Origin of the sequence: Pseudomonas silesiensis (assembly GCF_001661075.1) — a bacterium.
Lineage (GTDB): Bacteria > Pseudomonadota > Gammaproteobacteria > Pseudomonadales > Pseudomonadaceae > Aquipseudomonas > Aquipseudomonas silesiensis.
Window position 1 is genome coordinate 6,409,786 of sequence record NZ_CP014870.1, and the last position, 14,234, is coordinate 6,424,019.

General features: G+C 61.0%; 18 protein-coding genes. 12 read left to right on the plus strand and 6 right to left on the minus strand.

Going from position 1 to position 14,234, the window contains the following annotated elements; all coding sequences use genetic code 11:
- Positions 1-3 precede the first annotated feature (3 nt).
- Both PMA3_RS28450 and PMA3_RS28455 read left to right on the plus strand, forming a co-directional pair.
- A complete protein-coding gene (locus PMA3_RS28450) occupies positions 4-1,008 on the plus strand; it encodes an aspartate carbamoyltransferase catalytic subunit (RefSeq protein WP_064680249.1) in 1,005 nt (334 codons plus the stop codon).
- Positions 1,005-2,276 (plus strand): dihydroorotase, encoded by a 1,272-nt coding sequence (locus PMA3_RS28455; RefSeq protein WP_064680250.1) that lies wholly within the window; start codon positions 1,005-1,007, stop codon positions 2,274-2,276. The genes PMA3_RS28450 and PMA3_RS28455 overlap by 4 nt, the downstream gene beginning before the upstream one ends.
- A 122-nt stretch (positions 2,277-2,398) precedes the next feature.
- On the opposite strand, the gene PMA3_RS28460 is transcribed toward PMA3_RS28455, so the two are convergent.
- Positions 2,399-2,830: an NINE protein gene (locus tag PMA3_RS28460; protein WP_064680251.1), complete on the minus strand. Its 432-nt coding sequence runs from the start codon at positions 2,828-2,830 to the stop codon at positions 2,399-2,401.
- Positions 2,831-3,081: 251 nt separating this feature from the next.
- Here PMA3_RS28460 and PMA3_RS28465 point away from each other — a divergent pair, with 251 nt between their 5' ends.
- Positions 3,082-3,717 carry a C40 family peptidase gene (locus PMA3_RS28465; RefSeq protein WP_064680252.1) on the plus strand — a complete coding sequence of 212 codons (636 nt, stop codon included), beginning with the start codon at positions 3,082-3,084 and terminating at the stop codon, positions 3,715-3,717.
- Positions 3,718-3,889: 172 nt separating this feature from the next.
- On the opposite strand, the gene PMA3_RS28470 is transcribed toward PMA3_RS28465, so the two are convergent.
- Complete coding sequence (locus PMA3_RS28470; protein WP_064680253.1) at positions 3,890-4,924, minus strand: type IV pilus twitching motility protein PilT; 1,035 nt, start codon at positions 4,922-4,924, stop codon at positions 3,890-3,892.
- A gap of 57 nt (positions 4,925-4,981) precedes the next feature.
- On the opposite strand from PMA3_RS28470, the gene PMA3_RS28475 reads away from it, so the two are divergent.
- From PMA3_RS28475 to PMA3_RS28515, 9 genes are all read left to right on the plus strand, one after another.
- Positions 4,982-5,668 carry a YggS family pyridoxal phosphate-dependent enzyme gene (locus tag PMA3_RS28475; RefSeq protein ID WP_064680254.1) on the plus strand — a complete coding sequence of 229 codons (687 nt, stop codon included), beginning with the start codon at positions 4,982-4,984 and terminating at the stop codon, positions 5,666-5,668.
- 58 nt (positions 5,669-5,726) lie between these two features.
- A complete protein-coding gene (gene proC / locus PMA3_RS28480; protein WP_064680255.1) occupies positions 5,727-6,545 on the plus strand; it encodes a pyrroline-5-carboxylate reductase in 819 nt (272 codons plus the stop codon).
- A gap of 10 nt (positions 6,546-6,555) precedes the next feature.
- A complete protein-coding gene (locus PMA3_RS28485) occupies positions 6,556-7,146 on the plus strand; it encodes a YggT family protein (protein ID WP_064680256.1) in 591 nt (196 codons plus the stop codon).
- 227 nt (positions 7,147-7,373) lie between these two features.
- Positions 7,374-8,513 carry a homoserine O-succinyltransferase MetX gene (metX, locus tag PMA3_RS28490; protein ID WP_064680257.1) on the plus strand — a complete coding sequence of 380 codons (1,140 nt, stop codon included), beginning with the start codon at positions 7,374-7,376 and terminating at the stop codon, positions 8,511-8,513.
- Between the two features lie 7 nt (positions 8,514-8,520).
- Positions 8,521-9,141, plus strand: a complete 621-nt coding sequence (metW, locus tag PMA3_RS28495) for a methionine biosynthesis protein MetW (RefSeq protein ID WP_064680258.1) — start codon at positions 8,521-8,523, stop codon at positions 9,139-9,141.
- 25 nt (positions 9,142-9,166) lie between these two features.
- Positions 9,167-9,601 carry a DUF4426 domain-containing protein gene (locus PMA3_RS28500; RefSeq protein WP_064680259.1) on the plus strand — a complete coding sequence of 145 codons (435 nt, stop codon included), beginning with the start codon at positions 9,167-9,169 and terminating at the stop codon, positions 9,599-9,601.
- The gene (gene rdgB, locus PMA3_RS28505; RefSeq protein ID WP_064680260.1) at positions 9,598-10,194 is read left to right on the plus strand and encodes an RdgB/HAM1 family non-canonical purine NTP pyrophosphatase; all 597 of its coding nucleotides are present in this window, start codon (positions 9,598-9,600) and stop codon (positions 10,192-10,194) included. The genes PMA3_RS28500 and rdgB overlap by 4 nt, the downstream gene beginning before the upstream one ends.
- Complete coding sequence (gene hemW, locus PMA3_RS28510; protein ID WP_064680261.1) at positions 10,191-11,396, plus strand: radical SAM family heme chaperone HemW; 1,206 nt, start codon at positions 10,191-10,193, stop codon at positions 11,394-11,396. The genes rdgB and hemW overlap by 4 nt, the downstream gene beginning before the upstream one ends.
- A 9-nt stretch (positions 11,397-11,405) precedes the next feature.
- On the plus strand, positions 11,406-11,729 hold the full coding sequence (locus PMA3_RS28515; protein ID WP_064680262.1) for a DUF3392 domain-containing protein: 324 nt from the start codon (positions 11,406-11,408) through the stop codon (positions 11,727-11,729).
- A 138-nt stretch (positions 11,730-11,867) separates the two neighbouring features.
- On the opposite strand, the gene trmB is transcribed toward PMA3_RS28515, so the two are convergent.
- From trmB to PMA3_RS28535, 4 genes are all read right to left on the minus strand, one after another.
- The gene (gene trmB / locus PMA3_RS28520; protein WP_064680263.1) at positions 11,868-12,593 is read right to left on the minus strand and encodes a tRNA (guanosine(46)-N7)-methyltransferase TrmB; all 726 of its coding nucleotides are present in this window, start codon (positions 12,591-12,593) and stop codon (positions 11,868-11,870) included.
- A 9-nt stretch (positions 12,594-12,602) separates the two neighbouring features.
- Positions 12,603-13,397 carry a thiazole synthase gene (locus PMA3_RS28525; RefSeq protein ID WP_027926552.1) on the minus strand — a complete coding sequence of 265 codons (795 nt, stop codon included), beginning with the start codon at positions 13,395-13,397 and terminating at the stop codon, positions 12,603-12,605.
- A 60-nt stretch (positions 13,398-13,457) separates the two neighbouring features.
- The gene (gene thiS, locus PMA3_RS28530; protein ID WP_007897898.1) at positions 13,458-13,658 is read right to left on the minus strand and encodes a sulfur carrier protein ThiS; all 201 of its coding nucleotides are present in this window, start codon (positions 13,656-13,658) and stop codon (positions 13,458-13,460) included.
- A gap of 182 nt (positions 13,659-13,840) precedes the next feature.
- Positions 13,841-14,212: a DUF423 domain-containing protein gene (locus PMA3_RS28535; protein ID WP_064680264.1), complete on the minus strand. Its 372-nt coding sequence runs from the start codon at positions 14,210-14,212 to the stop codon at positions 13,841-13,843.
- Between the last annotated feature and the right edge of the window lie 22 nt (positions 14,213-14,234).

Consider the following 14,234-nt stretch of genomic DNA (forward strand, 5'->3'; position numbering starts at 1 on the left):
GCGATGACGCCTCTAGAAACCAAGCGCCCGCTGCAGCTCAATGATCAGGGCCAGCTGCGCCACTTCCTCTCGCTCGACGGTCTGCGCCGAGAGTTGCTGACGGAAATCCTCGACACCGCGGACTCGTTCCTCGAAGTCGGTGCCCGGGCGGTCAAGAAAGTCCCGCTGCTGCGTGGCAAGACCGTGTGCAACGTGTTCTTCGAGAACTCCACCCGCACCCGCACCACCTTCGAACTGGCGGCACAGCGGCTGTCGGCCGACGTCATCACCCTGAACGTGTCGACATCGTCGGCGAGCAAGGGGGAAACCCTGCTCGATACCCTGCGCAACCTGGAAGCCATGGCCGCCGACATGTTCGTCGTGCGTCACGGCGACTCCGGCGCAGCCCACTTCATTGCCGAGCACGTCTGCCCGCAAGTGGCGATCATCAATGGTGGCGACGGTCGGCATGCCCACCCGACCCAGGGCATGCTCGACATGCTCACGATTCGTCGACACAAGGGCGGTTTTGAAAACCTTTCGGTGGCCATCGTCGGCGATATCCTGCACTCGCGGGTGGCGCGCTCGAATATGCTGGCCCTGAAAACCCTCGGCTGCCCGGACATCCGCGTGATCGCACCGAAAACCCTGCTGCCGATCGGCGTCGAGCAATACGGGGTGAAGGTCTACACCGACATGACCGAAGGGCTGAAAGACGTCGACGTGGTGATCATGCTGCGCCTGCAACGCGAGCGCATGACCGGCGGCCTGCTGCCGAGCGAAGGCGAATTCTACCGCCTGTTCGGCCTGACCACCGCCCGCCTGGCCGGCGCCAAACCGGATGCCATCGTCATGCACCCGGGGCCGATCAATCGTGGGGTGGAGATCGAGTCCGCCGTGGCGGACGGCCCGCACTCGGTAATCCTCAACCAAGTGACCTATGGCATCGCCATTCGTATGGCCGTGCTGTCCATGGCCATGAGCGGGCAGACTGCGCAACGTCAATTCGAGCAGGAGAACGCCCAGTGAAGCTCAGCATTCTCGGCGCCCGCGTTATCGATCCAAGCAGCGGCCTGGATCAAGTGACTGATATCCACGTCGAAGCCTGCAAGATCGTCGCCCTTGGCGCCGCACCAGCGGGCTTTGTCGCCGTCGACACCATCGACGCCCAAGGCCTGGTGGCCGCGCCTGGCCTGGTTGACCTTAACGTCGCCCTGCGCGAACCGGGCTACAGCCGCAAAGGTTCGATCATCAGTGAAACCCGCGCCGCCGCAGCCGGCGGCGTGACCAGCCTGTGCTGCCCACCGAAGACCAAACCGGTGCTGGACACCTCGGCCGTGGCCGAACTGATCCTCGATCGCGCCCGCGAGGCCGGCAACACCAAGGTGTTTCCGATTGGCGCCCTGAGCAAAGGCCTGGACGGTGAACAGCTGGCAGAGCTCGTGGCGTTGCGCGATGCCGGCTGCGTGGCATTCGGCAACGGCCTGGAGAGTTTCCGCAATACCCGCACCTTGTGCCGGGCGCTGGAATACGCTGCGACGTTCGACCTGACGGTGATTTTCAACTCCCAGGACCATGACTTGGCCGAAGGCGGCCTGGCCCATGAAGGCCCGACCGCCAGCTTTCTCGGTTTGCCCGGCATTCCGGAAACCGCCGAGACCGTGGCTCTGGCCCGGGACCTGTTGCTGGTCGAGCAAAGCGGCGTGCGCGCACACTTCAGCCAGCTCACCAGCGCCCGCGGCGTCGCCCTGATCGCAGAGGCCCAGAAACGCGGCTTGCCCGTAACGGCCGACGTCGCGCTGTACCAGCTGATCCTGACCGACGAAGCCCTGATCGACTTCAGCAGCCTCTATCACGTCCAGCCGCCGTTGCGCACCCGCACCGACCGCGATGGCCTGCGTGAAGCGGTGAAGACGGGCGTGATCTCGGCTATTTCCAGCCATCATCAGCCACATGAGCGGGATGCGAAGCTCGCGCCATTCGGCGCCACCGAGCCGGGCATCAGCAGCGTTGAGCTGTTGCTGCCACTGGCGATGACGTTGGTGGAAGATGGTTTGCTGGATTTGCCAACGTTATTGGCGCGCCTCAGCGCCGGACCTGCCGAGGCCTTGCGCCTGCCGGCGGGCAAGTTGGCGGTGGGTGGTGCGGCGGATATCGTGCTGTTCGACCCGGCGGCTTCGACCGTGGCCGGTGAAACCTGGCTGTCCAAGGGTGAAAATTGCCCGTTCATGGGGCACAGTTTGCCGGGTGTGGTGCGCTATACCCTGGTGGATGGGCGTATCAGTCACCAGGCTTAAAACCGCGTCGCCTGCATTCGCGAGCAAGCCCGCTCCCACAGGGTTTGAGTTGACCGCAAATCTGCGGTCAACCAATAAACCTGGGGGAGAGGGCTTGCTCCGGGCGGCGTTCCGACGAAGACTTACTGGAAGGCGCCTCTGTTCTGGGCATTGCGAATCGACACCTGGTCATTCAGCGTCCAGAAGTCATACAATACCCCCAGAAAGAACAACCCGCCCGTCAACAGGTACAACAACCCGCTGATCCACTTGCCCTGATACATCCGGTGTACGCCGAACACCCCAAGAAACGTCAGCAGAATCCAGGCGACGTTGTACTCGATAGGCCCGGCGGTAAATCGCAGGTCCGCTTCACGGTCCATGGCCGGGATCAAAAACAGATCGATCAGCCAGCCGATACCCAACAAACCCAAGGTGAAGAACCAGATCGTCCCGGTCACCGGCTTGCCGTAATAGAAGCGGTGAGCCCCGGTGAAGCCGAAAATCCACAGGAGGTAACCGACCACTTTGCTGTGAGTGTCCTGATGCGGAACGGGGTGTCGATAGGTGTTCATGGAGGACCTCGATTCACACGATAGATAAATATTCTTTAAAACTTTGTGACTTTTTTACAGGCGGCCGACGCATGGCATCCGGCCATGTCATTTTGCGCCAAAGCCTTGTTCGCAAAAGGATTCTTGCAAAAAACCGCGTCAACTTTTTGCTTATTTGGTTCCGCTTCGACCCTGCGGAATCGACCAACGGACTTAAAAAAGACCAAAAAGCTGTTATAAAGTTGCGCGTTCACCCATATGAGCCCTGCCTAATGCGTCCATTTTTCAAGACATGGCTAACCATTTGCCTATTATTGCCCCTGGCCGCCCACGCCACCAACCGTGAGCAACGTCTTCCAAACGTTAATGGTTACACCACTAAATCCCATGTATCTGTTCCTTCGAGCAAGTACAAGAAAGCCGGACCACGGTCCCCTTACCTGAACGTCAGCAAGACCAGCAAGAACAAAAGCAGCCTGGTTCCGCCAATGGCGAGCAAGGAAAGCAGCAATGTGTTGAGCCGCGCGGTCAACGTGCTCGGCACTCCGTACCGTTGGGGCGGCAGCAGCCCAAGCAAGGGTTTCGATTGCAGTGGCCTGGTGAAATACGCGTTCAACGACGCCACTTTTGACCTGCCGCGCACGTCGAATGCCATGGCCAGCGGTCATGGAGAGAAAGTCGATCGCAAGGATCTGAAGCCTGGCGACCTGATTTTCTTCAACATCAAGAGCCGCAGGGTCAATCATGTTGCCATCTACCTGGGCAACGACCGTTTCATCCACGCACCGCGCCGTGGCAAATCGGTCAGCATCGACACCCTGAACAAACCGTATTGGGAAAAACACTACGTGGTTGCCAAGCGGGTTCTGCCGAAAGAGCAGAACACCATACAGGTTGTTCAGCGCTGATCTGAAGTATCGTGTTCTGATCCAGAACACGCTTCGATCATGATGACCCCTTCGCGGGCAAGTCGAATCGTCGCACCGCCGCTCCCACAGGATCGATGCAGTCCTTGTGGGAGCGGCGGTGCGACGATTCGACTTGCCCGCGAAGAGGCCCTTGAAAGCGCCACAAATCCCCTCAAAAACTATCCGGCGACCGCGCCTTCTCCCGCGCATGCTCCCGGCTGATCAAGCCCTTGTTCACCAGATCCTTCAAACACATATCCAGTGTCTGCATCCCGATCGATCCCCCGGTCTGAATCGACGAGTACATCTGCGCCACCTTGTCTTCGCGGATCAGGTTACGAATCGCCGAGGTGCCCAGCATGATTTCGTGGGCCGCTATCCGCCCGCCACCGATCTTTTTCACCAGGGCCTGGGAAATCACCGCCAGCAGTGACTCGGACAGCATCGAACGCACCATCGACTTCTCATCCCCCGGAAACACATCCACGATCCTGTCGATGGTTTTTGCCGCCGACGTGGTGTGCAGTGTGCCAAACACCAGGTGACCGGTCTCGGCAGCCGTCAGCGCGAGACGGATGGTCTCCAGGTCGCGCATCTCCCCCACCAGAATCACGTCCGGGTCTTCCCGCAGCGCCGAGCGCAGGGCCGTGGCGAAACTGCGGGTATCGCGATGGACCTCGCGCTGGTTGATCAGGCATTTGCGCGATTCGTGAACGAACTCGATCGGGTCTTCGACAGTAAGAATGTGATGGTGGCGATGGTTGTTCAGGTAATCGATCATCGCCGCCAGGGTGGTGGACTTGCCGGACCCGGTCGGGCCGGTCACCAGCACCAGGCCACGGGAGGATTCTGTAATCTTGCGAAACACTTCCCCCATCCCCAGGTCTTCCATGCTCAGCACTCTGGACGGGATGGTCCGAAACACCGCGCCAGCACCGCGGTTCTGATTGAACACATTGACGCGAAAACGTGCCACACCAGGCACTTCAAAGGAAAAATCGGCCTCCAGGTGCTTTTCAAACTCCACCCGCTGGACATCGTTCATGACATCGTAGATCAACTCATGGACCTGCTTGGCGTCCAGTGCCGGCAGATTGATGCGCCGCACATCGCCATCGACGCGAATCATCGGTGGCAGGCCGGCCGACAGGTGCAGGTCGGATGCACCTTGTTTGGCGCTGAAGGCCAGCAGCTCAGTGATATCCATAGCGCTCCTCAATTCCAGTAGAATGCCGCGACCCTCAGACCCGCTGGCGCCTTTTGAATGTCCACGATAGCAGACAACGTCACTCAGGTTAGTTCACGCATCCACGCCGCGGCTGTCGCCGCCCATCGTGACGAACACAGCGTCCAGTTGCTGGCTGTGAGCAAAACCAAGCCCGCTGCAGCAGTGCGCGAAGCCTATGCCGCCGGGATCCGCGACTTTGGCGAAAACTACCTGCAGGAAGCCCTGGGCAAACAGCTCGAATTGGCCGACCTGCCCTTGATCTGGCACTTCATCGGCCCCATTCAATCGAACAAGACTCGCGCTATCGCCGAGCACTTCGACTGGGTGCACTCCGTGGATCGTTTGAAAATCGCACAACGCCTGTCCGAACAACGTCCCGCCGATTTACCGCCACTGAACATCTGCATCCAGGTCAACGTCAGCGGCGAAGCGAGCAAATCCGGCTGCACCCCGGCCGACTTGCCAGCCCTGGCCAACGCCATCAGTCAGCTGCCACGGCTCAAGCTGCGCGGGTTGATGGCGATTCCCGAGCCTACCGAAGATCGCGCCGCCCAGGACGCTGCTTTTGCTGCGGTACAAAGCCTGCAAGCCGGTCTCGATCTGCCGCTCGACACACTTTCCATGGGCATGAGCCACGACCTTGAGTCGGCCATCGCCATGGGCGCCACCTGGGTCCGTATCGGTACGGCCCTGTTCGGTACCCGTGATTACGGCCAGCCCTGAACATGAACATGAACATGAACATGAACATGGCTGACACCCCTCTCTATAAGGACCTGACATGAGCAAGACTCGTATTGCCTTTATCGGTGCCGGCAACATGGCCGCCAGCCTGATCGGTGGCCTGCGCGCCAAAGGTCTGGAAGCGGCGCACATCCGCGCTAGCGATCCAGGCGCTGAAACCCGCGCCAAAGTGAATGCCGAGCACGGCATCGAAGTCTTCGCCGATAACGCCGAAGCCATCCAGGGCGCCGACGTCGTCGTGCTGGCAGTCAAACCCCAGGCGATGAAAGCCGTCTGCGAAGCCATCCGCCCAAGCCTGCAACCGAATCAACTGGTGGTCTCGATCGCTGCGGGCATTACCTGCGCCAGCCTGAACAACTGGCTCGGCGCCCAGCCGATCGTGCGCTGCATGCCCAACACCCCGGCGCTGCTGCGTCAGGGCGTAAGCGGCCTGTTTGCCACCGCACAAGTCACCGCCGAACAACGTCAGCAGGCCCAGGAACTGTTGTCGGCCGTCGGCATCGCCCTGTGGCTGGACGAAGAACAGCAACTGGACGCGGTGACGGCCGTTTCCGGCTCGGGCCCCGCGTACTTTTTCCTGCTGATCGAAGCCATGACCGCCGCCGGCGTGAAACTCGGCCTGCCGGCGGACATCGCCGCCCAACTGACCCTGCAGACCGCCCTGGGCGCCGCGCACATGGCGGTCGCCAGCGATGTCGACGCCGCCGAACTGCGTCGCCGCGTGACGTCCCCTGCGGGCACCACGGAAGCGGCCATCAAGTCGTTCCAGGCCGGGGGCTTCGAAGCCCTGGTAGAACAAGCACTCGGCGCCGCTGCGCACCGCTCGGCCGAGATGGCCGAACAATTGGGTCAATAAGGAGCCTTACATGATTGGATTGAACACTGCAGCGGTCTACGTGCTGCAAACCCTCGGCAGCCTGTACCTGCTGATCGTACTGCTGCGCTTCGTGCTGCAACTGGTCCGCGCGAACTTCTACAACCCGCTCTGTCAGTTCGCCGTCAAAGCCACCCAGCCGCTGCTCAAGCCGCTGCGCCGGATCATCCCGAGCATGTTCGGCCTGGACATGTCCTCGCTGGTGCTGGCGATCCTCGTGCAACTGGCGCTGATGGCCCTGACCCTGTTGCTGACCTATGGCACCATCGGTAACCCCCTGCAATTGCTGCTCTGGTCGCTGATTGGCGTGACGGCGCTGTTCCTGAAGATTTTCTTCTTCGCGTTGATCATCAGCGTGATCCTGTCGTGGGTCGCACCGGGCAGCCATAACCCTGGCGCCGAGCTGGTGAACCAGATCTGCGAGCCGGCCCTGGCGCCGTTCCGCAAGATCGTGCCGAACCTGGGTGGCCTGGATATTTCGCCGATCCTGGCATTCGTGGTGCTCAAGCTGATCGACATGCTGGTGATCAATAATCTCGCCGCCATGACGATGATGCCGGAAATCCTGCGGCTGTTGATGTAACCCTGACCTTCAGCGCTCGGCAGGCTGACAGCGTCATCGTTCTTCGCGGGCAAGTCGGGTCGCCGCACCGCTCGCTCCTACAGGGATCACATCAATCCTGTAGGAGCGAGGCTTGCCCGCGAAGAACGATGACGCGGTCTGACTGAATGAAATCAGGCCCGGCCTTTGCTTGCCGCTAACCCCACCGGTCTTTAGACTTACGCCTCATTTCAACGAGAGCAGGGTCGATGCCAGCTGCCTTTCCCCCCGATTCTGTTGGTCTGGTGACGCCGCAAGTGGCGCACTTCAGCGAACCCCTGGCCTTGGCCTGCGGCCGTTCGCTCCCGGCATATGACCTGATATACGAGACCTACGGCACGCTGAACGCCACGGCGAGCAACGCCGTGCTGATCTGCCACGCCTTGTCCGGCCACCATCATGCCGCCGGTTTCCACAGCCCCGACGACCGTAAACCCGGTTGGTGGGACAGCTGCATCGGCCCCGGCAAACCGATCGACACCAATACGTTCTTCGTGGTCAGCCTGAACAACCTCGGCGGCTGCAACGGCTCCACCGGACCGAGCAGCATCAACCCGGAGACCGGCAAACCGTTCGGTGCCGACTTCCCGGTATTGACCGTGGAAGACTGGGTGCACAGCCAGGCGCGCTTGTCCGACCTGCTCGGCATCAGCCAATGGGCGGCAGTGATTGGCGGCAGCCTCGGCGGCATGCAGGCCATGCAGTGGACCATCACGTATCCGGACCGCGTGCGGCACTGCCTGGCCATCGCCTCGGCACCCAAGCTGTCGGCGCAGAACATCGCGTTCAACGAAGTGGCGCGCCAGGCGATCCTCACCGACCCCGAATTTCACGGCGGCTCGTTCCAGGAAGCAGGCGTGATCCCCAAGCGCGGGTTGATGCTGGCGCGGATGGTCGGGCATATCACTTACCTGTCCGACGACTCCATGGGCGAGAAATTCGGCCGCGGCCTGAAGAGCGAAAAGCTCAACTACGACTTCCACAGCGTCGAGTTCCAGGTCGAAAGCTACCTGCGCTATCAAGGCGAAGAGTTTTCCGGACGTTTCGACGCCAACACTTACCTGCTGATGACCAAGGCGCTGGACTATTTCGATCCGGCAGCGAATTTCGACGATGACCTGGCGAAAACCTTCGCCGGCGCCACCGCCAGATTCTGCGTGATGTCGTTCACCACCGACTGGCGCTTCTCCCCCGCCCGTTCGCGGGAATTGGTGGACGCGCTGATGGCCGCCAAAAAAGACGTCTGCTACCTGGAAATCGACGCGCCGCAAGGCCATGACGCCTTCCTGATTCCGATTCCGCGCTACCTGCAGGCGTTCAGCAACTACATGAAACGTATATCGCTTTGAGGAAGACATGAGAGCCGATCTGGACATCATCCAGGAATGGATCCCCGCCGGCAGCCGCGTGCTCGACCTCGGCTGCGGTAATGGAGAGCTGCTGACCTGGCTGCGGGACAACAAGCAAGTGACCGGTTATGGCCTGGAAAACGACCCGGACAACATCGCCGAATGCGTAGCCAAGGGCATCAACGTCATCGAGCAGGACCTGGACAAGGGCCTCGGCAACTTCGCCAGCAACAGCTTCGACATCGTGGTCATGACCCAGGCGCTGCAAGCCGTGCATTACCCGGACAGGATCCTCGAGGAAATGCTGCGCGTCGGGCGCCAATGCATCATCACGTTCCCCAACTTCGGCCACTGGCGCTGCCGCTGGTACCTGGCGAGCAAGGGGCGGATGCCGGTTTCCGACTTCCTGCCCTACACCTGGTACAACACGCCGAACATCCACTTCTGCACCTTCGCCGACTTTGAAGCCTTGTGCCGCGAACGTGAGGCCAAGGTCATTGATCGGCTGGCCGTGGATCAACAGCATCGGCACGGGTGGGCCAGTAAGCTATGGCCTAATCTGTTAGGTGAGATCGGTATTTACCGCGTCAGCAGCCCGGGGCTGCAAGACCACAAGGTCGCGGTCTGAACAGCGACACTACGAGGAGAACATCATGGGTCGTCTAGCGCTGTTTTTACTCACTGCCTGCCTGAGCGTCACAGCCATAGCCGCCGACGTCATCAAGGGCGAGCGCAAAGAAACCTTTGGCGACGTGACGGTGCATTACAACACGTTCAATTCCACCTTCCTGACACCCGATATCGCCAAAGCGGCCGGGCTGACGCGAAGCAAGAACCAGGGTGTGATCAACGTCTCCGTGCTCAAGGATGGCAAGCCTCTGACCGCTGAAGTCAGCGGATCGGTGAAAGACCTGACCAGCCAGACCGTACCTTTGAAGTTCAAACAGATCACTGAACAAGGCGCGATCTACTACATCGCCCAGTTCCCGGTCGATCAGCAGGAAATCCGGACCTTCGACATCAAGGTGCAGAACGGCGATAAAATCAACACCATCAATTTCAACCAAGAGCTCTTCCCCGGCGAATGATCAATTTCACGCAACTCGTACTGGCCAGCCATAACGCCGGCAAACTCAAGGAACTCCAGGCCATGCTCGGCGAATCGGTGCACCTGCGCTCGATCGGCGAGTTCAGCAGCGTCGAGCCTGAAGAAACCGGCCTGTCGTTCGTCGAAAACGCCATCCTCAAGGCACGCAATGCCGCGCGCATCTCCGGCCTGCCGGCGCTGGCCGACGATTCGGGGCTGGCGGTGGATTTCCTCGGCGGTGCGCCAGGCATTTATTCGGCCCGTTACGCTGACGGCCAGGGCGATGCGGCGAACAACGCCAAACTCCTCGACGCCTTGAAAGACGTGCCTGAAGCCGAGCGTGGCGCACAGTTCGTCTGCGTGCTGGCGTTGGTGCGGCATGCCGAGGATCCGTTGCCGATCCTCTGCGAAGGCCTGTGGCACGGCCGCATCCTGCCGGCAGCCAGCGGTGAGCACGGTTTTGGCTACGACCCGCTGTTCTGGGTGCCGGAGCGCGATTGCTCCAGCGCCGAGCTGAGCCCGAGCGAAAAGAACCTTATCAGCCACCGCGCCCGTGCAATGGATCTGCTGCGCCAGCGTCTGGGCTTGAAATGACCCTTGAATCGCCCGCGTCGCCACTGATTTTCGGTGGCGCCGCACAATCGCCCCGGGCGGCCCTGCCTGTGCTGCCACCCCTGGCGTTGTACATCCACATCCCGTGGTGTGTGCGCAAATGCCCCTATTGCGACTTCAACTCCCACACCGCCAGCCCGGTGCTGCCGGAAGAAGAGTATGTGGACGCCTTGCTGGCCGACCTCGACCAGGACCTGCACGCCGTTTATGGCCGTGAACTGAGCTCGATCTTCTTTGGTGGCGGTACGCCCAGCCTGTTCAGCGCCGAAGCGTTGGGCCGCTTGCTCAAAGGCGTCGAGCAACGCATCCCGTTTGCCGCCGACATCGAAATCACCCTGGAAGCCAATCCCGGGACGTTCGAGCAGGAAAAGTTCGTCGCCTACCGAAAGCTGGGGATCAATCGCCTGTCGATCGGCATCCAGAGTTTTCAGGAAGAGAAACTCAAGGCCCTGGGACGGATTCACAACGGCGATGAAGCCGTGCGTGCCGCCGGCATGGCCCGGCAGGCTGGCTTCGACAACTTCAACCTGGACCTGATGCACGGGTTGCCCGATCAGTCCCTGGACGACGCCTTGGGCGACCTGCGCCAGGCCATTGCCCTGAAGCCGACCCACCTGTCCTGGTATCAGCTGACGCTGGAGCCGAACACGGTGTTCTGGAACCAGCCACCGACGCTGCCGGAAGACGATACTTTGTGGGACATCCAGGAAGCCGGCCAGGCCCTGCTGGCCGAACACGGTTACGCGCAATACGAAGTCTCGGCCTATGCCCAGCCCGGTCGTGCGGCACGGCATAACCTCAATTACTGGAGTTTCGGCGACTTCATCGGCATCGGCGCCGGTGCCCACGGCAAGCTCAGCCATCCGGACGGACGTATCGTGCGCACCTGGAAGACGCGCCTGCCGAAGGACTACCTCAATCCGGCCAAAAACTTCCAGGCGGGCGAAAATGCCCTGACCAACGCAGAGCTGCCGTTTGAATTCCTGATGAACGCCTTGCGCCTCACCGAGGGCGTCGAGTCGCGCTTGTATCCGCAACGCACCGGGCTGACCCTGGAAAGCCTCGCCGAAAGCCGTCGCGAAGCCGAACAAAGCGGCCTGTTGCAGGTCGAACCGTCACGTCTGGCGGCTACCGAGCGCGGACAACTCTTCCTCAACGACTTGCTGCAGAAATTTCTGACCTAAGGAAATCGAATGGATTTGGTACTCGACCTGCTCGCCACGGCGTCCCGCTGGAGTCGCAGCAATCTCTCGGAAATCGCCCTGGCCCTGGTGGGCTGCCTGCTGGTGCTGTTTGGCGCGGATATCAAAGGCTGGGTCGACCAGCGCCTGGGCAGCATCGCCGGCGCCCTGCGCGTGCCGCTGATGGCCCTGGTGTGCATGGTCGGCAGCGGCATGGCGCTGATCTACGCCACACCGTGGATCATCAAAGGCCTGAGTCAGTTCAACAACTACAGCCTGGCGCCGGTGTTGCTGGTGGTGCTGGTGCTGATCGGCGTAGTAGCCGACCGCCGCTGACACTCAGGACAACACACATCCCGTAGGAGCGAGCGGTGCGGCGATCCGACTTGCCCGCGAAGGGAACGCTGCGGTGTACCTGATACACCGTGTCATCGTTCTTCGCGGGCAAGCCTCGCTCCTACAGTTTTATGTCGTTCAGGACTGTTTTTCGAACTTCAGGTCCCAAACCCCATGCCCAAGCCGTTCGCCGCGGCGTTCGAACTTGGTGATCGGGCGTTCGGCCGGGCGCGGCACGCATTTGCCGTCTTCCGCCAGGTTGCGATAACCCGGCGCAACGTTCATCACTTCCAGCATGTACTCGGCATAGGGTTCCCAATCGGTGGCCATGTGCAGCACACCGCCGACCTTCAACTTGCTGCGCACCAGTTCCGCGAACGACGCCTGAACAATGCGGCGCTTGTGGTGGCGGCTCTTGTGCCACGGGTCCGGGAAGAACAGCATCAGGCGATCGAGACTGTTGTCGGCCACGCAACGGTTGAGCACTTCGATCGCATCGCAATCGTAGACCCGCAGGTTGGTCAGCCCCTGGGTCAGTACGCCATTGAGCAGCGCGCCAACCCCCGGACGGTGTACTTCCACGCCAATGAAATCCTGTTCCGGCGAGGCGGCGGCCATTTCCAGCAGCGAATGGCCCATGCCAAAACCGATTTCCAGCGAGCGCGGCGCCGAACGACCGAACACCTGGTCGAAGTCCATCGGCGCATCGGCCAAAGGCAGCACGAACAGCGGCGTGCCCTGGTCCAGACCGCGTTGCTGGCCTTCGGTCATGCGCCCGGCGCGCATCACGAAACTCTTGATGCGGCGATGTTGGCGCTCTTCGCCTTCTTCCGTCTGGATAGGCGTTTCGTTCGATTCAGTCATCAATGGCTCTTACTTGATCAGACCATCCAGCGGCGAGGAGGCGCTGGCATAGAGTTTTTTCGGCATGCGGCCGGCGAGGTAGGCCAAGCGACCTGCAACGATCGCATGTTTCATGGCTTCAGCCATCATGACCGGCTGTTGGGCATGGGCGATGGCCGAGTTCATCAGCACTGCTTCGCAACCCAGTTCCATGGCGATGGTGGCGTCGGAAGCGGTACCGACACCGGCGTCCACCAGCACTGGAATCTTGGCTTCTTCGAGGATGATCTGCAGATTGTACGGGTTGCAGATCCCCAGGCCCGTGCCAATCAGGCCGGCCAGCGGCATCACCGCGATAACACCGATTTCCGCCAGTTGCCGGGCAATGATCGGGTCATCGCTGGTGTAGACCATCACGTCGAAGCCTTCCTTGACCAGCACTTCGGCGGCCTTGAGGGTTTCGATCACGTTGGGGAACAGGGTTTTCTGGTCCGCCAGCACTTCCAGTTTCACCAGGTTGTGACCGCCGAGCAGCTCACGGGCCAGGCGACAGGTGCGCACAGCCTCGGTAGCGTCGAAGCAACCGGCAGTATTCGGCAGGAAGGTGTAGCGATCCGGCGACAGGACTTCGAGCAGGTTCGGTTCGCCCGGGTTCTGGCCGAGATTGGTGCGGCGCACGGCGAAGGTGACGATCTCGGCACCCGAAGCTTCGATGGCCAGGCGGGTTTCTTCCATGTCGCGGTACTTGCCGGTGCCTACCAGCAAACGCGACTGGTAGGTACGACCGGCCAGGACGAAGGGCTTGTCGCTACGAACGATGCTCATGGGAAATCCTCTGTAGGGGTGAGGTTCTTGCAGAATTCTGTGCCCTTGCGGGCCGGGCGACTAGCCGCCGCCGATGGCGTGCACGACTTCGACGCTGTCGCCGTCGTTCAGCGTGGTTTCAGCATGTTGGCTGCGCGGCACGATATCCAGATTGAGCTCGACCGCTACCCGTCGTCCGGTCAGTTCCAGACGGGTCAGCAGGGCCGCAACGGTTTCACCGTCGGGCAGTTCAAGGGATTCGCCGTTCAATTGAATGCGCATACCGGATGGCCGCCATCATTTTTAGGGGCAGGCATTCTAGCCCGATCAGTCTTGGCGACCCAAGCCATTCGTCTTGAAACACGATTCTGTAGGAGCGAGGCTTGCCCGCGAAGGCGCAGCGTCAGTTGATAAAGATGGCGCCTGACACTACGCCTTCGCGGGCAAGCCTCGCTCCTACAAGGTCAGCTCAGCCGCCAGGCGGCGAGGCCCAGGCAGAACCAGCCGACCAGGAATGCCAGGCCACCGAAAGGCGTGATGATGCCCAGCTTGCTGATACCGGTCATCGTCAACAGGTACAAACTGCCGGAAAACAGCAGAATGCCAATGGCAAAAGACGCCCCGGCCCAGGTAATCAGGCGACCGGGCATCTGCGAGGCCAGCAGCGCCACGCCCAGCAGCGCCAGGGTGTGCACCAGTTGATAGGTGACGCCGGTGTGGAAGATCGCCAGGTATTCGGCCGTCAGGCGGCTTTTCAGTCCGTGAGCGGCGAACGCGCCAAGGGCAACGCCGGTGAAACCGAAGAAAGCGGCCAGCATCAGAAAGCCACGCAGCATGAAGAACTCCAGTCAGACTCAA